We start from the raw sequence: 22852 nt of genomic DNA, 5'->3' as shown, positions 1-22852 counted from the left end.
GCCAGACAACCGCAGTCAACCTTACCAAGTCGGGATGTCTGAGCATCCTCTGCCTGGATATGCAAGAACAAGGACGTCCGGCGCCAGCAAAGGTTGCGTATGCGTTACCGGTAAAGTGTTGGACTTTCTGCCCCGTTTGCTGTATACTCACGCCAGAATCGCAACACACGTAGAATGGATGAAGCGTAGAATGGATGGAGCGTATGCCCGAACTGTGGAAGGTTGATCTGCACTGTCATAGCTGGTTTTCACGCGATTGCCTGATGAACCCGCGTGCCATCATCGAGACCGCACGGGTGCGCGGCCTTGACAAGCTGGCTATCACCGAGCACAACAACGTAGAGGGCGCCCGTTACCTCAAGCGCCTGGCGCCCGATCTGATCATCATTGGCGAAGAGGTCAAGAGCAGCGCCGGCGAATTCATCGCCTACTTCGTGCAGGAGGAAGTACCCAAGGGCTTGTCGCCTGAGGAGACCTTGGCCCGCCTGCGCGAACAGGGCGCCGTGATTAGCATCCCGCATCCGGCCGACTCGTTTCGCCGCTCCGCGCTGGGCGAAGCGAACGCACGGCGCTTCATTGATCAGGTAGACGCCATCGAGGTCTTCAATGCCCGCTGCCTCTACCGTGACGACAACGACGCAGCGCTGGCGCTGGCGCGGCGCTATGGCAAACTCATCACGGCCGGCAGTGATGCGCACAGCCTGGGCGAAATCGGCCATGGCTACCTTCTCATGCCGCCGTTCGCCGATGAGCGCGCCAGTTTTCTGCACAGCCTCAGCCAGGCGCAGGCCCTGGGCGCATTGAGCGGGCTGTGGCCCCATTTTGCCAGCACCTACGCCAAATGGAATAAGCGCCTGACCGGCTTCGAACCGCCGGCCTGATCTCGGCGTCGGTCGCCATGCGTGCCTGTTGACCACCGCCCTCGGCTCCTATCTTCCTGTCGCCGCGTTGATCCTGGTGAGACCGTGATTCATTCTGTTGAGGCCGCAACCTGATGTTGATTGCCATCCCTGCATCCCTGCTCGCCGCCCTGGTGCCCACCGTGCTCTATACCCTGCTCGTCTGGTGGGCCGACCGCCACGAGCGTGAGCCTCTGCCCTTGCTGTTGACGGTCTTCTTCTGGGGCGCTGTGCCGGCCGTAGTGGCCGCCCTGGTGATCGAGGGAACCTTCGACAGCGCCTCGCAGCGCATGCTCGATCGGACCGTCATTGGCGGCGCGGCCTCTACGGCGTTGGTGGCGCCCATCGTGGAGGAGGTTCTCAAGGCCCTGGCCTTGCTGGCCGTCGCCACTTGGGCTGCGCGCGAGTTCGACGGCATCCTCGACGGCATCGTCTACGGGGCCGTCATCGGTTTCGGCTTCGCCATGACCGAGAACGTGCTCTATTTCATCGGCGCGTTCGCTGAGCAGGGCTGGGGCTGGTGGGCCGTGGTGGTCATGCTGCGCGCCTTCGTCTTCGGATTCAATCACGCCTTCTTCACCGCGTGTACCGGGATCGGTTTTGGCCTGGCCGCGCTGAGCCGACGGCGCGTCGCCCGCTGGCTGTTTCCTGTGCTTGGCCTGGCCGCGGCCATTTTCTTTCACGGGCTGCACAACCTGGGCGCTGAGTTGGCCGATGTCACCATCCTGCCGTTTTTCGTCGGCGTGCTGGCTGATTGGGGCGGCTTCTGGCTTCTGGTTCTGATCGTCATCCTGACATGGGACAATGAGCGCCGCTGGCTGCGCGACGGCTTGGCGGACGAGGTCGGCATCTTGCTGCAGCCACAAGAATATCAGGCCATGCTGACGTTCAGCGCCCGCGCCGTGCGTCGCCTGGCTATGCTGCCGCTGTGGCGGGCCGGCGCGCCGCGGCGTGTTGCGTTGTTTCAGCGCCAATTGGTTGACCTGGCCTTCATCAAGACGCGCCTGCGCCGCGTGGAGCAGACCGACGCGGCGCAGGCCGATGACCTGCGCCGCCGCGCGGCCCAATTGCGCACGCAAATCATGGCCTTGCGCCCCGATCTGGCGCCTGTCATTGACCCGATATCTGCCGGCTCTTGACCCAAACGCCCCCAAACCTAAACTATCCACGAGGAATTCATGTTCAAAGATCCGACCGCAGCCCGTGCTCAGTTGAGTGAGCAACGTTACATCGCATCGGATGCCATTGCCACGGTGCTCTATCTTGCCGAGCAGTTGGGCAAACCGGTGCTGGCCGAAGGCCCGGCCGGCGTCGGCAAGACCGAATTGGCTAAAGCCTGGGCTGCTGCCAGCGGACGCCGCTTGATCCGCCTGCAATGCTACGAGGGCCTGGATGAAACCAAGGCCCTGTACGAGTGGGAATACGCCAAGCAGATGCTCTACACGCAACTCCTGCGCGACAAGCTGTCCAATCTGCTGGCCGACGCCCAGACTCTGGTCGAGGCCGCCGACCGCCTGGCCCTGGAAGATGACGTCTTCTTCTCGGAACGCTTCCTGCTGCCGCGCCCGCTCCTGTTGGCGCTCACCTCGCAGGAACCGGTTGTGCTACTGATTGATGAAATTGATCGCGCCGACGCGGCCTTCGAGGCGTTTCTGCTCGAAGTGCTGAGCGATTTCCAGGTCAGCGTGCCAGAACTGGGCACGGTGACCGCAGTGCATCAACCGATGGTGGTGTTGACCAGCAATAACACGCGCGAACTGAGCGAGGCGCTCAAGCGGCGTTGTCTCTACCTCTTCCTCAGCTACCCCGACCTGGAAAATGAGCTGGCCATTGTGCGCTTGAAAGTGCCTGACCTGGCGCCGCAGTTGGCTCGCCAGGCCGTGGACATGGTGCAGCAGATGCGCCAGATGGACCTCAAGAAACGCCCGAGCATCAGCGAGACACTCGATTGGGCCAAAGCCCTGGTCACGCTCAACGCCAAGCACATTGATCAAAAAATGTTGGACAGCACGCTGACGGTGCTGCTCAAACACGAAGCCGATGTGCTGCGGGTGCAGCGCGGGTTGCCCAGCAGCGCCAGCAGCACTGACTTCCAGCCGCGTCCATCGGGCAAGCGCCGGCAAGGGTGGGACAACTAGGCCCGTTGGTTCGGAGGGATTAGTTAGAGGGATTAGTTAGAGGGATTAGTTAGAGGGATTAGTTAGAGGGATTAGTTAGAGGGATTAGTTAGAGGGATTAGTTAGAGGGATTTTAGATGGAAGAACGCATGGTGGAATTCATCGCCGGCTTGCGCACGTCCGGCGTGCGTATCTCCGTGGCGGAGAGCGCCGATGCCTTTCGCGCTGTGGAAACCCTGGGCGTCCAGGATCGTGACCGCTTTCGCATCGCGCTGCGGGCCACGCTCGTCAAAGAGCCTCAGGACCTGGCGACGTTCGAGCGGCTGTTCCCACAATTTTTTGGCCTGGGCGGGCCGCCGCTGCTGGACGCCACCCAGGACTTGTCAAATGCCGATTTGCAGCGCCTGGCCCAGGCCATCCGTCAGTTCACCGGCAACGTGCGCCAGCAACTGGAGCGCCTGCTGCGCGGGGAATCGCTGACGCAAGCAGAACTGGAGGAGTTGGGCCAGATGGTCGGGCTGAACCATGCCACGCACCCGTATCAACAGCCCTGGCTGACCAGCCGACTGCTGCGCGCCGCGGGGCATGATGAGGTGAAAAAGGCGCTCAAGGAACTGTGGGAGCTGCTGGATCGGATGGGCATGACTAAGCGTTCCCTGGATCGTCTGCGCCAGTTGGTGCAGGCCAACCAGGACGCGCTGCGCCAGCAGGTCAGTCAACATGTGGGTGCCAGCATTGTGCGCAATGCGCTCAATGAGCCGCGGGAGGCGCAGCGCAACGACGATCTCTTACAGCGCCCCTTTCAATCGCTCAGCGAGCGCGAAGCGGATGAACTGCGCAAGCAGGTGCAGCGCCTGGCCGCGCAGTTGCGCAGCCGGGCCGCCCTGCGCCAGCGGCGCGGCCGGGTCGGTCAGTTGGATGTCAAACGCACGCTGCGCACCAATCTGAAGTATGGCGGGGTGCCGTTGGAGTTGAAATACCGCCGGCGCCAGATCAAGCCGAAGATTCTGCTCATCTGCGATGTCTCAACCTCCATGCGCTCCGTGGTTGAGTTCATGCTGCGCCTGATGTATGACCTGCAAGACCAGGTGGCGCAGGCGCGCTCCTTTGCCTTCATTGATGACATTCAAGAGATCACGGCCGACTTCACGGAGTTCCGCCCTGACGTGGCGATTGAGCATGTGCTGAATCGTTTGCAGCCCGGCTCCTACAACACCGACCTGGGCCAAAGCCTGCTGCACTTCCAGCGCGACTTCCTGGATGCCATTGACCACCGCACCACGGTCATCATCGTGGGCGATGGGCGCAACAACTACAACAACCCTGAACTTGAGGCTTTCGGCGACATCAAGCGGCGGTCGCGGCGGCTGGTTTGGCTGACGCCTGAATCGTCGTTGCTGTGGGGCAGCGGTGACAGCGACATGCTGCGCTACCTGCCCTTCTGCAGCGCCGTGTTCGAGGTCAACAACATGGCCAGCCTGGCCGAAGCCGTGGATCGCCTGCTGACTACCCACTGAGAGGGAAACCATGAGGCTACGAGACCGAATCACAAGCGGCATTCGTGCCGTCTTTCATCACTTACTCGACCGCGACACGCACGTGCCAGAGGAAGATCGCCTGGCGACCGACATTGAGGTGGCGCAGGCGCGGCTGGCACAGCAACAAGAACTGTGGGTTGACACCAACGCCCGCCAGCAAGAGGCGGCAACAGCCTGGCAGCAGGCCCAGGCGCGTGTGGCTGAGGTGCAGCAGCGCCTGGACGCCGCGACGCGCGCGGGCAATTCCGTGGAAGCCGAGTCCTTGCAGGCCGAGTGTACGCAGATGCAGACCCTGGCGCAGGAACTTGGTCGGCACGTCACCCGACTGCGCCAGTCAGCAGCTGAGCTGCAGGCCGAAGAACGTGCGTTGCAGCAGCGCATCGCACGCGGCCGTCAGCGCCTGGCAAAACTGGCGCAAGAGGCCGCGCGTGCGCCCGCCGCGGTCAGCGCAGCGCCCGCGCCGTCCGCGGCCACGACCGCCAAGCCCGCGCACCCGCCCGCTGCTGTGCCGACTACCGAGCAAGCGCCTCCGCCGCCAGACCTGGCCGCGCGCATCCAACGGTTGGCGCTGGGTGAGCAAGGAGAAAAACCACCACCGCCCGCGTCGGCCGAGCGCAGCGAGAGGCCTTGAGCACGCCTATTCCTGCTGATAGTCTTTGACCCCGCGCTCCACATCGCGGTCGCTGTCGCGTTTGGCAATCGCCTCCCGTTTGTCGTACTGCTTCTTACCGCGCACCAGGCCCAATTCCACTTTGGCCCGGTTGCTTTTGAGATAAATACGCAGAGGTACCAGTGTCCAGCCCCGTTCGGCCACGCGACTCGCCAGCTTGTTGATCTCGCGCCGATGCAGCAACAACTTGCGTTCGCGCAGCGGGTCATGGTTCTCACGGTTGCCGCCCGCCCAGGGTGAAATGTGAACGTTCAGCATCCAGATTTCGCCCTGGCGAATGACCGCATAGCCATCTTTCAGATTGCACTGCCCAGCGCGCAGCGACTTGATCTCCGTGCCGACCAGGGCCAAACCCACCTCGTAGGTCTCTTCGATCGAATAATCGTGGTGCGCCTTGCGATTGGTCGCCAGCGTGCGGTTGCGTTGATCTTCGTTCTTCGTCACCAATTTCTCCCCTTACTCACTATTGCGCGCGCAGGTATTCGACGGCCCTGTCCAACTGCGGGTCGCGGCCGGCGCTGCGATCCTGTTCGCTCAGTTCGATGGGGATGTCTGGCTCCAGGCCAGTGCCGTGGATGCCGCGGCCTTTGGGGGTGAACCAGTGGGCGATGGTGACGCGCAGCATGGAGCCATCACTCAAGGTCTGCGGCAGTTGCACGGAGCCTTTGCCAAAGGTCTTGGTTCCCACCAACGGCCCGCGCCCGGCGTCCTGAATCGCGCCGGCCACGATCTCGCTGGCGCTGGCCGAACCTTCATTGACCAGCACCGCCAGCGGAACTCCGATAGCCAAGCCGCCGGTGCGCACGCTGAAGTGCTCCTCGCTGCCATCCTTCTTCCGTTCGATCAGGATGTCGCCTGCGGCCACAAACTGACTGCCAACCTCCACCGCGACATCGAGCAGGCCGCCGGGATTGCCGCGCAGGTCCAGGATCAGGCCCACCGGCTCCTGATCGAGCAGCTCCTTCAGCGCCGTCTTCAGACGCTCCGGCGCTGGCCGGCTGAACTCCTGTAGTTTGACATAACCGATGTTGCCTGCCAACATCTTCGATTCCACCACAGGAATCTCGATGCGCGCCCGCGTCACGCTGATCTCCAGCGGTGCGTCCTCGCCCTCGCGGCGGATGGTCAGGATGACGGTGGTGCCGCGTGGCCCGCGAATGTGCGAGATGATCTCGGTCAGGCTGAGGGGACCGATATCCTGGCCGTCCACCGCAGTGATGATGTCATTGCGCCGCACCCCGGCCGTGGCCGCCGGAAAACCAGGGTAGACTTCGACGATGCGTGCGCCTTTGTCGTCCTCGGTCTTGTCAACCTGCGCGCCGATGCCCTCGAAGCTGCCATCCAGGGAGTCCTCGAAGCGTTGCGCCTCGTCAGCCGTCATGAAGCTGGTAAAACGATCGTCCAGGCTGCTGACCACGCCTCGAATGGCCGCATATTGCAGATTCTGGCCGCTGGGCACGTCGCCGTAGAAGCCATCCTGTAACAGGGTCATGGCCTCCCAGAACAGCTTGAGTTCCTTGTCCTGCGCGGTGATCGTGCCCGCCGGTTGCGGCGCCCGTTGCGGTGTGGCCGAGGGGGCTGGTCTGGGGGTGGGGAGCATGGCGGGCGGCGCCTGGGTGGCCGCGGGAATCGCGGTGACGCGCGGCGCCTCGACGACGGCTGCCGGTGACTCCTGCGGCGCGGCGGGGGCAACCACGACCGCGGGCGCAGTCCAGCGCCCCAGCCCAAAGCCGGTGGCCAGCCCGGCCATAAAGGCAGTGGTGGTTAGCGCCACAACCAGGCAGCCGGCCAGCAACCAGCGTGTGAAGTTAGATGAAGTCATTGCCAGATTCCTCGCCAGTCCACGCCGGTGGACTTCGTCATGGTTGCAGCGACTTGCAGTCGCCCAAGCCTCAGTCTCATGGTTTATCGAACCAGGCCAGCGCAGCGTCCAGAACCGGATCGCCGCCGGCTGCCGCGTCACCAGTGACCACCGGCACGTCGGGCGTCAGGCCCTTGCCGTCAATCTGCTGATAGGCCGGTGTGAACCAGCGTGCGGTCGTCACGTGCAGGGATGAACCATCGCGCAGATCGAACACGAGCTGCACCGAGCCTTTGCCAAAGGTCTTGGCCCCGATGATCGGCGCGCGTTTGGCGTCTTGCAGGGCGCCGGCCACAATTTCAGCGGCGCTGGCGGTGCCCTCATCAGTCAGGACGACCAGGGGCAGATCCCGCGCCACGCCAGCGCCGCGCACATCGTACGTCGTCTCGCTGTCCGCGTGCCGTTCATTGAGCACACGTCCACTGGCGAGGAACTGGCTGGCGACATCTACGGCCGTCTCCAGCAGGCCGCCGGGGTTGTGTCGCAGATCCAGGATCAGGCGCTGCGCGCCCTGCCCGCGCAGGTCGTTGATCGCGTCTTTCAGTTCCTGCACGCTGCGTTCACCAAAGATGTGCAGCGCCACGTAGCCGGTGCGGGGGTCATTTTCCAACAAGCGCCACTCCACAGACGGGTTTTCGATCTCTTCACGCGTGACGACGAGGTCAAACGGCTGGTCGGCGCCGACGCGCCCGATGCGCAGCGTCGTTTGGGTGCCGACCTCGCCGCGCACCATGTCCACCACTTCGTCACGATTTTTGCCGCTGACGCTCTTGCCGTCCACGGCCAGCAGCTCGTCGTTGGCCTGGATGCCCGCCTTCTCGGCCGGTCGTCCCGGCATGGGGGTTAGAAAGACCTGGCCGGTGGTGCTGACTGCCACGTACGCACCGATGCCGCCAAAGCGCCCGCGCAGTTGATCTTTTTCCCGTGCCCGCGGCTGCGGCTCGATGAAAACGGTGTACGGATCTTGATAGGTCTCCACCAGGCCGCGGATGGCCCCGTACACCTGCGTGGTCTCGGCCGGCGGCTGGCCCAGAAAATTGTCGCGCAGCAGGCGCTGGGCATCGGTGAGGATCGTCACCGAACCTGGCGCGTCACTGGCTGTCCCGGACGCGCGTGTCAGCAGCCAGTGCGCGCCGAAGCCGGCCGCGAAGGCCAGGAAGAGCAGCGCCGTGAACATGAACAACCCGCTGAGCATCTCGCGCGAGCGCCATGAAAAAGTTGGACGTGATGGTTCGTTCAAGGTGACATCACCATGGGCAGAATGACGTTTGTCCACCATGACCGTTGCCGGCTGCGTGGGGACACCGAAGCGAGAGTATAGCATCAATCGGGCGGCCAACCAAATGACTTCCGGGCGAGCGAGGTTGGCGGATTTTTGCCACGAATTGCACGAATTGACACGAAGGCAGAAGCTCGATTCGTGCAAATTAGTGAAATTCGTGGCAGAGACAGATGGGCGGCTCCTTGCCACATAGAACGCAAAGAGCGCAAAGACGTCGCCAATCTGCGAATCTTCTGCCGTTGCTTTGTGTTCTATGCGTTCCTTGTGGTCAATCGTCTGCCCAATTCGGAATTGCTACGCCCAAATTTTGCCTCTTGACAGAGCGCCGCGCGCTCTCTCCCGCCCGCGACCTCCTTCAGCAGTCAGGAAAATGTCCCTGACCCCATCCGTTTTCGATTGCTGCACGAAAGGAGTCCGTTGTTATGTTACGCTGGTGTTCCTCACTATTTCATCTCTCTTCACCACACCTTCCTGTCTCGCGGCCGGCTCGCGCCGCGCCTGTCGTCGTTGGTTCATCTGTTGGTGGTGTGCAGTCTGCTCTTTTCCACGGCGGCTGCTGCTACCCCCCCCCCCCCAGATAAATACCGCTGCTAAATTCATGTCCCCTGATCCCAATTTCGATCTCATTTCCGACCCCGGTGCGACGCCGGCGCCTTCGGTCGTGCAGTTGACGCTGGCCGCGGCGCCGCAGGAGGTGGAGCCGGCGGGCGTCATCACCTACACCGTGGTCATCACCAACACCCTGGCCGACCGCGACCTGGGCGGGCTGGTGGTGAGCGACACCCTGCCGCTGGAATTGGCCTATTGGCCGGCCGGGGAGGGGAATTTCAGCTACCTGGAGGCCGAACGCCGACTGGAATGGGTCATCGGTCAACTGGCCGCGGGCGCGACGCTGACCGGCACGTTCCAGGCGCAGGCGCTGGGCGCGGTCAGCGGGCAGGTCATCACCAACACGGTCGCCATCGTGAGCGAGGAGGTGGGCGCGGGGGTGCAGGCCAGTGCGGCGATCACGATCACCGCGGCGCCCTGCCTGGGCGAGGACTGTGCGCCGACGCCCACGGCCGAACCGCCGACCGCCACGCCGACGGTCGAGCCGCCGCCCTGCCAGGATGAGGAGTGTACGCCGACGCCGACGGCCACGGAAGAACCGCCGACCGCCACGCCGACGGCGACGCCCACGGAAGAGCCACCGCCCTGCCAAGACGAGGAGTGTACGCCGACGCCGACGGCCACGGCAACGCCGACGGCCACACCGCCGCCCTGCCAGGATGATGAGGGGTGTACGCCAACGCCGACGGCGACGCCTGGGCTGGATGAGGTGTGGTTGACGCCGGGCGAGGGCGGGGTGCTGCTCAGTGCGGATGGACGGGTGCAGGTGGAGGCGCGGCCGGGCGCGGTGAGCCAACGGACGCTGCTGCGCTATCTGCCGCAGCCGCGGGTGGGCGAGACGCCGGCCTGGCTGACGATGCACTTTGGCCTGGAGGCACAGGATGAGCAGGGCGCGGCGGTGACAGCGTTCGAGAGCCTGGTCAGTTTGACCTATCGCTTCCCACCGAGCGCGGCGCTGACGGAGACCATCCGCCTGTACCGGTGGGAGGATGCGGCCGAGGCGTGGCAGGTGCTCGACAGCGAGATGGGTGTGGCCGGTCGGCAGTTGACGGCGCGGCTGGACGGCCCTGGGCTGTTTGGCCTGGGCGCACCGGCATCGCTCAGCTACGGTGCGCAGCATCTGCCGACGGTGCATGGGTTCGTGACCGACGAGTGGAGCGGCAACAGCAGCCTGGGCTATCCGCTGGCGCTGCCGCCGGGGCCGGGCGGGCTGGGCTTGAATCTGAGCCTGGGCTACAGCAGCGAAGGGGTGAACAGTATCCGCCAGGGGTCGTCGTCGTATGATATTACGGCCACCGTCGAACCCACAGCGACACCGGGGAACACGCCAACGCCAACCGCAACGCCACAACATGTGAATCAGGATGCATTGAATGCGATCACGTTCAATCGCCAGGCCAGTTTCGTGGGCTGGGGGTGGTCGCTGAACGGCCTGGGGCAGGTGACAATGTCTCTGGCGCAGGATGGGACGCCGGCCCGGGCATTCCTGGGGTATGCGGGCGGCGGGTTCGAGCTGAAACAAACGACGGATGGCTGGCAGACCGAGCCGCAGAGCTTCGTGCGCATTGCGCATGCGGGGAACCTGGATAGCGGGAACAAATGGGAGGTGTGGTCGCCAGACGGCGTCAAGTACACGTTTGGCGGCGTCACGGGCAGCAATGCCACCTGGGCCAACGGTTCAGCCTGGATCATCAAAAACAGCAGCGCAACGACCTGGGTCACGGCGACGGTCAAGGGAGTCAACTGGGTTTACCAGACCGACACGACCAACACCCTGGGGACGAGCAGTCAGAAAACGACCTACGAATACCAGGTGGCGAGCCAGAGTAATGTGCAGTACGGCAACGTGACGGCTGTGCGCACTTACAGCAACACGGTGGGAACGCTGTACCGCTCGCAGGAGATGATCTACTTCCCGGCCAACACGAGTGGCAGCGTCTACATCGTGAACCGGCCGGCGCAGCAGTTCCTGAAAGACGCAACGGGCGCGTGCAACGGGGAGACGCGCTATTTCTATGACAACAAGACATCCTACGCACAGACGCCGAGCAAGGGGGATGTGACGAAGGTGCGGGTGGCGCAGACGAGCTGCGGGGGTAGTTGGGCGGACACGGGATACTTCTACGACGACTGGGGTAATTCGAAGATCGTGACCGACACGCTGGGCCACGTGACCACGACCGCTTACGATACGACGGCCGGCGCCTGGCCGATGCTGTACGCCTTGCCGACGAGTATGATTGCGCCGCTCGTAGGGACAACCACCTACGCCTGGGACAAGGTGCTGGGGCAGGTGACGAGCGTGACGGACCCGAACCTGGCGACGACCAGCTACAGCTACGATCAGTGGGGGCGGCAGACGCAGATGATCAAACCCGGCGACGATGCGACCAACCCGACGCTGCGCTTGACCTACACCCACTACGCCGGCGCGGGGTCGCCGTACTGGGTGAAGCAGGAGCAGAAGGAGAGCGGGAGTTCTTACCTGGAGAGTCGCACCTTCTACGACGGCATGGGGCGAGTGGCGCAGACGCAGGGGGAGGCGGCGAGCAGCAGTCAGAGCATCCTCGTCAACACGCAATACCAGCCGTTGGGGGTGCTGCGAACGAGCGTACCCTACACCTACACCGCGGCGTTGGGCGGGTACCGGGCGCCAGACTGGGCGCAACCACAGGCGGCGTATCAGTATGACAGCCTGGGCCGCGTGACGCAGGTGACCCAACCGGACGGCACGACGGTCAAGAGTTTCTACCAGAATCGGCAGACCGCGGTGCTGGATGCGCTGAACCGGCAGACGATTTCGGAGACCGACGCGGTGGGACGGCTGTACAAGGTGCAGCAGTACCAGGCCACGGTCAATGGGCAACCCGACTGGGGCGCGACGGTGTATGCAAAGGCGACCTACTTCTATGACATCGGGGATCGGCTGACGCGGATGATTGGGCCGGACAACGCGGTGACCGATATCACCTACGATCTGTTGGGGCGCAAGACGAGCATGAGCGACCCGGACATGGGCGCGTGGAGTTATGCCTACGATGCGGTCGGGAATCTGCAGACGCAGACCGATGCCCGGAACACGGTGTTGTGGTTTGGTTACGACGGGCTGAACCGGCTGACGCAGAAGCGGTTGACGAATGGGAACGGAACGTTGCTGGCGAGCTACACCTACGACGATACCGGCAGCGGCAACAAGGGCAAGGGCCGGCGCACAGGGATGAGCGCCGGCTCCGGCAGCGCGAGTTGGACCTACGACGGCCGCGGGCGGATGGTGCAGGAGAGCAAGGTCATCAGCGGCACGCTAGGCGGGACATTCGTCACGCAGTGGAGTTACGACTCGGCCGATCGGATGACCAGCCTGACCTACCCCGGCGGTGAGGTGGTCAACTACACGTACGCGGCACAGGGTTTGGTGAAGACCGCCATCGGTACGAATACCTACGTTGGCGACACAGCCTACAATGTGCTGGGCCAGGTGGAACTGCGCAGGCTTGGGAGCACCGCCGGCATCCTGACCACCGACTACAGCTATCGCAGCGATAATTTTCGCCTGCAATGGCTGCGCACAGGGACAGCCAGCCCGTACGAGAGCCTGCAAAAGCTGGAGTATGCCTATGATGCGGCCGGCAATGTGGACTGGATCAAGGATTACAAGATCGGCAATCCACAGTTGCAGGATTTCACCTATGATGCGCTGAACCGATTGACCAACGCGGTGGCGAGCGGCGGCACGAATGGCAATTACAACAGCGAAACCTATGGCTTCGATCCCAACGGCAACCTGACGAGCAAGGCGGGCGTGAGCTACACCTACGGCGCGCAGGCAGCGGACTGTCCCGATGGCATCTTGACCCTGCTGGGCAAGCCGCATGCGGTGGTGACGGCGGGCAGCAACAGCTATTGCTACGACCAGAATGGCAACATGCGGCGGCGCAAGATTGGGGCCAGCACTTACACCCTGGGCTACGACGCTGAGAATCGGCTGACGAGTGTCAGCGGTGCGGCCACAGCCAGCTTTCTCTACGATGCAGACGGCGCCCGCGTGCAGGCGACATTTGGCAGCGGCGAGAGCGCCAGCATCACGAACTATGTCAGCAAGCTGGTGGAGGTCAGTCCGATCTATCGTGAGGACTTCAGCGATGGGCAAGCGCAGGGCTGGAGCGCGAGCAGTGGGGCATGGGCGGTGACGACCGGCGGCTACCGGCAGAGCGGAACCGCCAACAACACCAACGCGTACCGGGCGCAGACGCAGAACCAATTGCTGGTCTATCGGTGGCAAGCGACCTTTACCAGCGGCGTGAATGCGGGGATGTACCTGTTGGCGAGTGCGACCACGGGTGCGGAACGGGGGAACAGCTACCGGGTGTGGCAGGATGCGACCTCGGTCAAGATCTACGAAAGCACCGGCAACACCGCCACGCAGCGGGCCAGTTTCACGGCGAGCAATACGGCCGGGCAGACGCACAGCTACCAGGTGATCTACGATCCGTTGACGGGCAAGGTGCAAGTGTGGCGAGACAACGTCTACCTGGGGAGTTGGACTGACACGACGCCGCTCCTCAGCGGGAGCTACCTTTCGCTGCGCACCGATGCGTCCAACGTGCTGTTCGACAATTTGGTGGTGTCGGAGGTGGTGAAGTATTACCAGGCGGGTGGTCAGCGGGTGGCGCTGCGCAAGAACGGTGCGGTGAGCTACCTGTTCGGGGATCACCTGGGCAGCACCAGCGTGACGGCGGACGCGACCGGGGTGCGCACGGGGGAGTTGTGGTACAAGCCGTGGGGTGAGAATCGAGGGACGCCCTATCAGACGACGCCGACGCAGCGACGCTTCACCGGGCAGGTGCTGGACGAGGTGGCGGGCGGGTTGTATTTCTACAACGCGAGATACTACGACAACGCAAAGGGAAGTACTGTTTCACAGTTGGCGAACCTCAACTCTCAATGCATGGGATGTGGAGTTCCTGCAATTGCCGGCGCACCATCAGTAGCACGTATGAGCGATCAAGTCAATCGTCTCAAGGCCATGGCTATCTTTGCCTGGAAAGTCCGCCAGGGTGGTGAGTGGGATCCTAAGCCCAAGTTAGTCGCCGAATTTCGCGGCAGCAAAATCTCTCCTTATTGGGCCGCATTAGGTGAGGTCGAGTACTACTACGATGTTTGGGGAAACATCGAATATGGTTACCTGGGAACAGCATCGGCTTTCTCGGGGGATGCATTGCTCGAAGGCGCGGGCGCCGAACAAATCGGGAGCAGCCTCGGTTATACGGTAAAGGAGCGTAGTCTCGAATACTTGCCTCGACGAACTTCAGGAGTTCAGGGCTGGCGTGCATTCGACGATCCCGCAGATCAGATAGGCATCCAGATCGGTATTGACCTGTGGAACACCTACAACCTGACGCTCACCCCGATGGACATCATCGATGCGATCGAGCGCACGCCTGGCTTGGCAATCCGGTAGTTGCTCCTAGACAGCAGGGAGGCCAACATGAGAAAGCTAGCTGGAATTACTACAGTTCTAATCCAAGCTGTGGCATTGTTGATCGGTTTGACAAGTTGTGGAGCGCGCTCCATACGGGTGCCTGCTGAGGACCTGCTTATTGATGATCTATCCCTGTTTCCAACCGGGTGGACTGTTGATTTACCACCTTTTTCGGCGCGAGATCGTCTAGACATCTTAATGGATCAGGGAGCAATCGATTTTGCTGATGTGGGATTCGCTTCGCCAGATGACCATCTCGACTTTCTGGGTGCTAATCAAGTCATATGGAACTTTGAAAGCAGTGTTGAGGCTGTTTGGGAATTCCGTAGGAGGTTCCGACCTCCAGACTCTTCCTTTTCTATCGAACAACTGGGAGGAGCGGCCTATCACAGCGAAGTGGCCGACCGATTTCGACTATACTGCACGCTCCAAGAGCTGACTCTCCAAATCAAAGGCGAAGAAAGGTGGACAGCCTGTACGGCTATTGGGCAGTACGGTGAGTATATTTCCCAATTTACTGCAGTTGTTGGAAACGAATACAATATGTCCCCGGCGGACTTTGAGCGTATCCTCCGCGCCATTGACGAAAAGATTTCCACCAGCCTAGACAGCCACACCCCATGAACGCGACCAATGTCATCATCAACGGCGCAGGTGGCAGAATACCATGATTTCCTGGCGGCTGGGACGCCGAACTATGCTCCAGTACGGGGGTCTGGTGCGCCTTATGACGTTGGTCATTTCGATAACAGGCCGAGGTGACGCCATGAACACACGGAGATTGCGTTTGGCGGTCCTGACACTGACGACTTGCCTCGCTGTGGCTGTCTTGAGCTTCATCTGCACACCCGGCGCCCCGGCGCCGTTGCGGCCCTTTACCACTGAATCCATGCTGATGGATGCTACGCTGTTCCCTCCTGGCTGGAGTAATCGGCCCATCATTCCAACCGCAGACTCGCATGGCGCCCTGGAGCATCCGCGACGAGGCATGAGTGGAGACGGCGTAGTGGGTCATGAAATCTATCGTTACGAATTCGTGCGCAGTGCGCAGCGTGAGTACAAGCGTCAACTGGACGTGTTCTATTCTGGTAGACAGGCTAACGACGCCTGGGAGGAAAAGCCCGAATTGACAACACTAATGGATTTTGCAGACGAGGCGTATGTAGCCTGTGCAAGTTACATTGCGCCCAACACGGAAGGCGCCAAACTCTGCCATATGCTGGCGCGATATGGCGAGTTCGTCGTACGATTTTCGGCCCAGATTGCCCCCGCGGCGCCGCTGGCCCTTGACGAGGATGAGTTGGGCGAGTTGCTGGTCAAACTCGATGATCGGTGGGAGGCGGCGATGGCATCACTCCCGACGCCATCGCCGTGATCTACCATGAGTGGCGCAATCAGTCCGATTTTTGCCGCGAATTGCACGAATTGCCACGAAAGGCCCCCAAAAATTCGTGCAAATTAGTGAAATTCGTGGCAGAGAAAGCTGGACGGATTCTTGCCACGAATTGCACGAATTGACACGAAAAGGCCCTGGAATTCGTGTCATTCGTGGCTGATTCCGTCCTGCAACGGCAACATGACCGGGCGCACGGTGGGCGGCGTGACCTACACGCTGGTTTACGATGCGGAGAACCGGCTGCAGCAGGTGAAGCAGGGAAGCACGGTGTTGGCCAGCTACACCTGCGATGGCGGCAAGCGCGTCCGGCGATAGAGTGCCAGCGCGGGCGTCAGGATGAGGGCCGACATGGTCAGCGCCAGGCGCAGGGAGAAGTTGCCGACGGCGCCCACCACCGGCCCGCCGGCAATCTGCCCCATCGCATCCGCCTGGTTGACCATGGAGAGCACGGTGGCGCGCACGCCGGCATCCGCAGTCCCAATGTGCTGATTCGTCCAGATGGACAGGATCGGCCCCATCGTGCGGCGCAGCATCATGATCGCCACCAACGCAATCACCCCCAGCGCAAAACTGGGCGCCAGCGCCAGACCCAGGACGCCGGCCACGATGCCCGCGGTCATCCACCACAGCGTACGCGCAATCGCCCGATCGCTGCGCATGTCCAGGCGCCGCCGCACCACCTCAGCCGCGGCAATGCTCAGGATGAGCCAGGCAGCCCGAATCAGCCCAATCCAGACGATGGGCTGCCAGCCAAACACCTGGGGCAAGGTCAGGTTTTGTATCAGATGAATGGTCCACAGGCGATCCACGCCTTCGCTGAACGCGCCATTGATCATTCCCACCACCAGCAGGGTGAACAGCACCGGCCGTGAGCGCACAACCCGCCAGCCGCTGCGCGTGGTGTGGATCATCGTCTGCCAGGTGGTGTGATCCGCGCGCGACGTCGGCGTGAAGTGCTGTTCCGGCATCACCAGCGCCAGCCCCGCAGCCAGCGCGATCAGGCCGGCCCCGCCCAGCACAATGGGGAGCTGCAGGCCTCCAACCTGGGCGAGCAGCGTGCCACCGCCGATGCCGAGCAGCACCGCCAGTGAGCTGAGCTGCGTCGCCCGCAAGAAGGCCCGCCCCGCCTGTTCCTGACCAATCTCATCCACCAGCCAGGCCTCGGTTGCACCGCTGGTGAAGGTGTAGCCCAGTCCCCACACCACCTGCGCAACCAACAAGGCGCCGAACTGTGGTACCGCACCCTGAAGAATGAAACCGCAGCCCATCACGACATAACCGATGACCATGGAGAGGCGTCGGCTGTAGACATCGGCCACGACACCGGTCGGCACCTCGCCCAGGAAGGCGGTCGCTTCCAACACGGAGCCGACCAGCACCAGTTGCAGCGGGCTGAGGCCGACCATCGTCACCAGGTAGACGGAGCTGACGGTGAAGATCATCCCTTCCAGAAAAGCCACGGTGATCGTCAACACCAGGTAGAGCACGGTCGCGTTCATTTTGCGCATTTTGCGCATGGTCAGCATCTCCCCCGCAGAGCCGCGCCCACGGTCGCGGCGGTCACTGTCCATTGTCTTGGTAGGGCCGGGATTATAATGGGTAAGCTCATGCGCCGTCAAACCGCCTTGGGTCTGGGGTTGGAATCACCTCAACCGGCCTATGACCTGTGTGCGTGCTTCCTTGCACAATCCGCGCTTCTGACCTATAATGATGATGATCTGACCCGATTTGATCTCTTTTTTTATGTCCGAGGAGGAAAAATGACAAAGAAGTGGGTCTATTTGTTTAGCGAAGGCAACAAGGATATGCGCAACTTGCTGGGTGGCAAGGGCGCCGGCCTCGCTGAAATGACCAATGCTGGCTTACCGGTTCCGCCTGGTTTTACCATCACCACCGAAGCCTGTAACGCGTACTTTGATGCCGGCAAGGAGTTCCCCGCCGGCATGTGGGAGCAAACCCTGGAGGCGCTCAAAGTTGTCGAAGCGCAGACCGGCAAGCGCTACGGCGATCCCGCCAATCCGCTCCTGGTCTCCTGTCGTTCCGGCGGGCGTGTCTCCATGCCTGGCATGATGGACACGGTGCTCAACATCGGCTTGAATCCGCAAACCCTGGCCGGCATGGTGGGCTTGACCGGCAACGAGCGCTTTGCCTGGGACTCGTACCGCCGCTTGATCCAGATGTTCGGCAACACCGTCAAGGGTGTGGACCGCCAGAAGTTCGAGCATGCGCTGGAGCACCTGCGCGCGCAAGTGGGCGCCAAGACCGACGCCGACCTGACCACGGCCCAGCTCAAGGATGTGGTAGCCTCGTTCAAGGCCATCTACAAGGAAGCGCTGGGCGAAGATTTCCCGGACGATGTTTATGAGCAGATGAAGCAGGCCACTGCGGCCGTCTTCCACTCGTGGTTTGGGCGGCCGGCCATGGAGTATCGCAACTTCAACAAGCTGCCGCACGACTGGGGCACGGCCGTCAACATCTGCACGATGGTCTTTGGCAACATGGGCGACGATTCTGCCACCGGCGTGGCGTTTACCCGCAGCCCGGCCACCGGCGAAAAGCATGTCTATGGCGAATATCTGATCAACGCGCAGGGCGAAGACGTGGTGGCCGGCATCCGCACGCCGCATCCGATTGATGACATGGCCAAGGAAATGCCGAAGTCCTACGACGAATTCATCAAGATTTGCGACATGCTCGAACGCCACTACCGCGACATCCAGGACCTGGAGTTTACGGTGGAGCGCGGCAAGCTGTGGATGTTGCAGACCCGCGCCGGCAAGCGCACCGCGGCCGCCGCCGTCAAGGTGGCGGTTGATCTGACCAACGAAGGCATCATCACCAGGGAAGAAGCTCTCATGCGTGTGGAGCCGGGCCAGGTGGTGCAGCCCTTCTGCCGCGCTTCGACCCGATAGACCAGGATACTGCCAGGAAGGCCGGCCGCCTGGTGGCCAAGGGCCTCAACGCCAGCCCCGGCGCCGCTGTCGGGCATGCCACCCTGGACGCTGACCGTGCTGAGTCCCTGGCCAGCAAGGATTACCCCGTCATCCTGGTGCGCCCGGAGACCAACCCCGACGACGTGCATGGCATGTTGGTGGCCAAGGGTGTGTTGACGCAGCGCGGCGGCGCCACCAGTCACGCGGCCGTGGTGGCCCGTGGCCTGGGCCTGCCCTGCGTCTCCGGCTGCGAAGAACTACGCATTGACCTGGAAGCGCGCACCTTTGCTGCACGCGGCCAGACCATCAAGGAAGGCGACATCATCTCCATTGATGGCACCACCGGCGAAATCTTCACCGGCGCCATCAACCGGATTGATCCCAACTTCGACGAGGAAGTGGACCTCAAGACCCTGCTCGGCTGGGCCGACCAGGTCAAGCGCCTGGGGGTGTGGGCCAACGCCGACTACCCACGCGACGCCGTGCGCGCACGTGCCTTCGGCGCCGAGGGCATTGGCCTCTGCCGCACGGAGCATATGTTCTTCGAACAGCAGCGCCTGCCCATTGTCCAACAAATGATTCTGGCCAAGGATGACGTCATCCGCCAGGCTGCCCTCGATCAGTTGCTGCCGTTCCAGCGCAGTGACTTCGAAGGCATCTTCCGCGTGATGGACGGCTACCCCGTCATCATCCGCTTGATTGACCCACCGCTGCACGAATTCTTGCCCAGCTTCGAAGAACTGCTGGTCAAGGTGACGGAGCTGCGCACCAAGGGCATCACCGGGCCTGAGCTGCACGAGACCGAGACGATGCTCAAGGCCGTCGAGAGCATGCGCGAAATGAACCCGATGCTCGGTCTGCGCGGCATTCGCCTGGGCATCATGCTGCCCGGCCTGATCGCCATGCAGGTGCGGGCCATCATGGAAGCCGCATGCAACATCACCCTGGAAGGCAAGGCGGTGCATCCGGAGATCATGATCCCGCTGGTCGGCCACGTCAACGAGCTGTCGGTCGTCGAGAAGACGCTGCGCCCGCTGGCCGAGCAGGTCTGCCGTGACAAGGGCGTGAGTGTCCAATACAAATTTGGCACGATGATCGAAGTGCCACGCGCGGCCCTGACCGCCGGTGACATTGCCAAAGAGGCCGAGTTCTTTAGCTTCGGCACCAACGACCTGAGCCAGACCACCTACGGCTACTCACGCGACGACGCCGAGGGCAAGTTCCTGCTCAAGTATGTCGAAGACAAGATCCTGCCTAACAATCCTTTCCAGCAATTGGATCGCGAAGGCGTGGGTCGCCTGATGCGCATGGCCGTCACCGAAGGTCGCGCTGCGCGGCCCGGCCTGGAAGTGGGCATCTGCGGCGAGCATGGCGGCGATCCCAGCTCCATCGAGTTCTGCCACATGATTGACCTGAACTACGTGAGCTGCTCGCCTTTCCGCGTCCCCGTCGCTCGTCTGGCCGCCGCCCAGGCTGCGTTGGGCACCGAGGTCTTCCGCGACAGGTAGCACGTCAACGATCAAATTTGTTGCGAAACGAAGAACGCCAGGACTGTGCTAATGACGGTCCTGGCGTTCTTGCTTTGGCGCGTGACTATTCAGCCGCCGAATGAATTCGGGGCGAAGGGGCGTTCCGCCGCCAGGTCGGCCTGCGCCGAACCGGATGGCCGATTCATCCTGATCACATGCTTTGCGTAGGGATGATGCGACTCGCTGCTGTTCCCTCGGCGTGGCTTGGCTTTTTTCATCGTGCGGGGTATGATAAGGATGAAACTTCCCCCTGCGGGAATTGCTGAACTACGTAAGGAGAGAAGAGAACCAATGCCCGATATTAGCCTGGTCATCATGGCCGCAGGCATCGGCAGCCGCTATGGAGGGCTTAAGCAGGTTGATCCGGTGGGGCCACATGACGAGCTGATCATTCACTATTCGGTTTATGACGCCCTGCGCGCCGGTTTCGACCGCATCGTCTTTGTCATTCGCCGCGATATCGAAGACGCATTCCGCGCACGCATCGGCCGCATGGTCGAGGCGCAAGCCGCGGTGGACTACGTCTTTCAGGAACTGCACGATTTGCCCGGCGGGGCGCCGGCGCCGGTCGGCCGCGTCAAACCCTGGGGCACCGGCCACGCGGTCTGGTGCTGCCGCCATACCATCCAGGCGCCTTTTGCGGTCATCAACGCCGACGATTTCTACGGCGCAACCTCATTTCAGGCCATCGCCGAGCACCTCCGCCAGGCCAGCGATCAGCCCGGCTTCTACGACTTCAGCATGGTGGGCTACCCACTGCAAAATACCCTGTCTGCCCATGGACACGTGGCCCGCGGTGTGTGCCAGGTGGCTGCCGATGGCACCCTGATCAGCATCCAGGAGCACACCCGCATCCAGGCCTTCAGCGATGGCATCAAGACCTGGCACGAGGCCAGCGACTGGACGCCTCTCGCACCCGACACCCACGTTTCGATGAACTTCTGGGGTTTTACGCCCGCCCTCTTTGGCGAGCTGGAACAGCGTCTGGCGCACTTTCTGCACCGGGAGGACGCAGCCCTCCTACGCAGCGAGTTATTCCTGCCTAATGTCGTTGGCGAACTGGTGCAGGCGCAGGCCGCGCGGGTGCAGGTCCTGCCCACGCACGAGCAGTGGTTCGGCGTCACCTACCGGGCTGATCGGCCGCGAGTTCAAGCCGCAATCCAAGCCCTGCTGGCGGCAGGGGTGTATCCGGACCGGTTGTGAGGGCAGGGACAGAGCGAAGAGCGAAAATCGAAGCCTAGCTCAGCAGCGCCGCGATCCGCTGCATGATATGCGCGGCGACGGCGGCCTTGCTCAGCAGCGGCAATGGCTCCGGCGGGCTGTCCGCGGTGAGCAGGGTGACGCGGTTGGTGTCTACGCCAAAGCCGGCATCGCTGGCGGTTACGTCATTGGCTACGATCAGGTTCATGCCTTTAGCCGCCAGCTTGGCCTGGGCGTTGGCGTGCAGGTTTTCGGTTTCCGCGGCAAAGCCCACTGTTACCCGCGGCCGTCCACTGAGGGCGCGCTGCGCAGCCACTATCGCCAGGATGTCAGGCGTGCGCACCAGCTCGATGGTCAGGCCGCCGCCGCCCGGCTGCTTCTTGATCTTCTGTTCGGCCACGGCCGCCGGCCGGAAATCGGCCACAGCCGCCGCGCCGATGAGTACGTCGGTGGTTGGCTGCTGCGCCAGGACGGCGTCGCACATCTGCTGCGCCGACTCGACCGCCACCGTTTCCACGCCCCAGGGCAGTGAGACCGCGAGCGGGCCGTGAATCAGCACCACCTCTGCGCCCAGGTCGAGCGCCGCTTCGGCCAGCGCCACGCCCATCTTGCCGCTGCTGCGATTGCCGATGAAACGAACCGGGTCGAGCGCCTCGTGCGTGCCACCCGCGGTGATGACCACGCGCTGGCCGGCCAACGGCCCTGATCGCCCCAGCAGGTAGCGCGCGGCGCTCAGCAGGTCGTCTGGCTCGACCATGCGGCCGCTGCCACTGGCGCCCGACGCCAGGTGACCACTGAGCGGGCCGACGATGAAGGCGCCGCGCTGGCGCAGCGTCTCCAGGTTAGCCTGCGTGGCCGGGTGCTGCCACATGTGTTCTTCCATCGCAGGGGCCAGGAGTAGCGGCGCGGTGCAGGCCAGGGCGGTGACAGTCAGCAGGTCGTCTGCCAACCCGTGCGCCAGGCGGGCCAGCGTGTGCGCGGTGAGCGGTGCGATGATGAGCAGGTCAGCGTCTCGGGCCAGGTTGACATGCGCGATGCGGCCATCAGGCAGCGAGCCGAACACGTCGTCATGTACCGGTCGGCCGGTCACGCCTTGAAAGGTCAACGACGTGACGAAACGCGCCGCGCCAGAAGTCATGATAACATCTACCCGCGCGCCGGCCTGCGTCAAGCGGCTGGCTAAAAAGGCCGCCTTGTACGCAGCAATGCCGCCGCTGACACCCAAGAGAATCCGTTTGCCTTCGATCACGTGACCACCTCTGCGCCGCCCGTTGCGCCCGGCAGCATGGGCATGGATAGCGGAATTATAACATATGCAGGCCGTTGCGTGCGGATCGCG

The 22852-nt window shown here is 62.7% G+C and carries 15 protein-coding genes and 1 pseudogene; 11 read left to right on the top strand and 5 right to left on the bottom strand.

Annotation, left to right across the window (positions count from 1 at the left end):
- Positions 1 to 203 precede the first annotated feature (203 nt).
- The 5 genes from IPM84_27465 (at position 204) to IPM84_27445 (ending at position 5185) form a co-directional block, all read left to right on the top strand.
- Entirely contained in the window at positions 204 to 881 is a 678-nt protein-coding gene (locus IPM84_27465) for a PHP domain-containing protein (protein MBK9096428.1), read from the top strand.
- 113 nt (positions 882 to 994) lie between these two features.
- Entirely contained in the window at positions 995 to 2038 is a 1044-nt protein-coding gene (locus IPM84_27460; protein MBK9096427.1) for a PrsW family intramembrane metalloprotease, read from the top strand.
- Between the two features lie 39 nt (positions 2039 to 2077).
- Entirely contained in the window at positions 2078 to 3037 is a 960-nt protein-coding gene (locus tag IPM84_27455) for a MoxR family ATPase (protein ID MBK9096426.1), read from the top strand.
- Positions 3038 to 3165: 128 nt separating this feature from the next.
- On the top strand, positions 3166 to 4533 hold the full coding sequence (locus IPM84_27450; protein MBK9096425.1) for a VWA domain-containing protein: 1368 nt from the start codon (positions 3166 to 3168) through the stop codon (positions 4531 to 4533).
- A 10-nt stretch (positions 4534 to 4543) separates the two neighbouring features.
- Entirely contained in the window at positions 4544 to 5185 is a 642-nt protein-coding gene (locus IPM84_27445) for a hypothetical protein (protein ID MBK9096424.1), read from the top strand.
- A 6-nt stretch (positions 5186 to 5191) separates the two neighbouring features.
- On the opposite strand, the gene smpB is transcribed toward IPM84_27445, so the two are convergent.
- From smpB to IPM84_27430, 3 genes are all read right to left on the bottom strand, one after another.
- A complete protein-coding gene (smpB, locus tag IPM84_27440) occupies positions 5192 to 5668 on the bottom strand; it encodes an SsrA-binding protein SmpB (protein MBK9096423.1) in 477 nt (158 codons plus the stop codon).
- Between the two features lie 19 nt (positions 5669 to 5687).
- On the bottom strand, positions 5688 to 7046 hold the full coding sequence (locus IPM84_27435) for a S41 family peptidase (protein MBK9096422.1): 1359 nt from the start codon (positions 7044 to 7046) through the stop codon (positions 5688 to 5690).
- Between the two features lie 76 nt (positions 7047 to 7122).
- Positions 7123 to 8325, bottom strand: coding sequence for a S41 family peptidase (locus IPM84_27430; protein MBK9096421.1), 1203 nt, complete (start codon positions 8323 to 8325; stop codon positions 7123 to 7125).
- Between the two features lie 640 nt (positions 8326 to 8965).
- Here IPM84_27430 and IPM84_27425 point away from each other — a divergent pair.
- The 4 genes from IPM84_27425 (at position 8966) to IPM84_27410 (ending at position 16166) form a co-directional block, all read left to right on the top strand.
- Complete coding sequence (locus tag IPM84_27425) at positions 8966 to 14434, top strand: DUF11 domain-containing protein (GenBank protein MBK9096420.1); 5469 nt, start codon at positions 8966 to 8968, stop codon at positions 14432 to 14434.
- Positions 14435 to 14461: 27 nt separating this feature from the next.
- On the top strand, positions 14462 to 15079 hold the full coding sequence (locus IPM84_27420; GenBank protein MBK9096419.1) for a hypothetical protein: 618 nt from the start codon (positions 14462 to 14464) through the stop codon (positions 15077 to 15079).
- 163 nt (positions 15080 to 15242) lie between these two features.
- Positions 15243 to 15830, top strand: coding sequence for a hypothetical protein (locus IPM84_27415; protein ID MBK9096418.1), 588 nt, complete (start codon positions 15243 to 15245; stop codon positions 15828 to 15830).
- 120 nt (positions 15831 to 15950) lie between these two features.
- Positions 15951 to 16166 (top strand): hypothetical protein, encoded by a 216-nt coding sequence (locus tag IPM84_27410; GenBank protein ID MBK9096417.1) that lies wholly within the window; start codon positions 15951 to 15953, stop codon positions 16164 to 16166.
- On the opposite strand, the gene IPM84_27405 is transcribed toward IPM84_27410, so the two are convergent.
- Positions 16130 to 17368, bottom strand: a complete 1239-nt coding sequence (locus IPM84_27405; GenBank protein ID MBK9096416.1) for an MFS transporter — start codon at positions 17366 to 17368, stop codon at positions 16130 to 16132. The genes IPM84_27410 and IPM84_27405 overlap by 37 nt on opposite strands.
- A gap of 243 nt (positions 17369 to 17611) precedes the next feature.
- Here IPM84_27405 and IPM84_27400 point away from each other — a divergent pair.
- Both IPM84_27400 and IPM84_27395 read left to right on the top strand, forming a co-directional pair.
- Positions 17612 to 20292: pseudogene (locus IPM84_27400) on the top strand (pyruvate, phosphate dikinase).
- A 312-nt stretch (positions 20293 to 20604) separates the two neighbouring features.
- A complete protein-coding gene (locus IPM84_27395) occupies positions 20605 to 21516 on the top strand; it encodes a nucleotidyltransferase (protein MBK9096415.1) in 912 nt (303 codons plus the stop codon).
- Positions 21517 to 21550: 34 nt separating this feature from the next.
- Here IPM84_27395 and coaBC read toward each other — a convergent pair whose 3' ends face one another.
- Positions 21551 to 22762, bottom strand: a complete 1212-nt coding sequence (gene coaBC / locus IPM84_27390; protein ID MBK9096414.1) for a bifunctional phosphopantothenoylcysteine decarboxylase/phosphopantothenate--cysteine ligase CoaBC — start codon at positions 22760 to 22762, stop codon at positions 21551 to 21553.
- Positions 22763 to 22852 lie beyond the last annotated feature (90 nt).

The sequence above is a fragment of the Candidatus Amarolinea dominans genome (assembly GCA_016719785.1).
GTDB lineage: Bacteria > Chloroflexota > Anaerolineae > SSC4 > Amarolineaceae > Amarolinea > Amarolinea dominans.
The sequence above is the reverse complement of the archived record's forward strand: the minus strand, read 5'-3'. Positions and strand labels throughout refer to the sequence as shown.

Excerpts from the sequence above, each read along its gene's own strand:
- IPM84_27405 (MBK9096416.1), bottom strand. The coding sequence starts at position 17,368 with ATGCGCAAAATGCGCAAAATGAACGCGACCGTGCTCTACCTGGTGTTG.
- IPM84_27445 (MBK9096424.1), top strand. The coding sequence starts at position 4,544 with ATGAGGCTACGAGACCGAATCACAAGCGGCATTCGTGCCGTCTTTCAT.
- IPM84_27465 (MBK9096428.1), top strand. The coding sequence starts at position 204 with ATGCCCGAACTGTGGAAGGTTGATCTGCACTGTCATAGCTGGTTTTCA.
- IPM84_27455 (MBK9096426.1), top strand. The coding sequence starts at position 2,078 with ATGTTCAAAGATCCGACCGCAGCCCGTGCTCAGTTGAGTGAGCAACGT.
- IPM84_27435 (MBK9096422.1), bottom strand. The coding sequence starts at position 7,046 with ATGACTTCATCTAACTTCACACGCTGGTTGCTGGCCGGCTGCCTGGTT.
- IPM84_27425 (MBK9096420.1), top strand. The coding sequence starts at position 8,966 with ATGTCCCCTGATCCCAATTTCGATCTCATTTCCGACCCCGGTGCGACG.
- IPM84_27420 (MBK9096419.1), top strand. The coding sequence starts at position 14,462 with ATGAGAAAGCTAGCTGGAATTACTACAGTTCTAATCCAAGCTGTGGCA.
- IPM84_27450 (MBK9096425.1), top strand. The coding sequence starts at position 3,166 with ATGGTGGAATTCATCGCCGGCTTGCGCACGTCCGGCGTGCGTATCTCC.
- IPM84_27460 (MBK9096427.1), top strand. The coding sequence starts at position 995 with ATGTTGATTGCCATCCCTGCATCCCTGCTCGCCGCCCTGGTGCCCACC.
- IPM84_27395 (MBK9096415.1), top strand. The coding sequence starts at position 20,605 with ATGCCCGATATTAGCCTGGTCATCATGGCCGCAGGCATCGGCAGCCGC.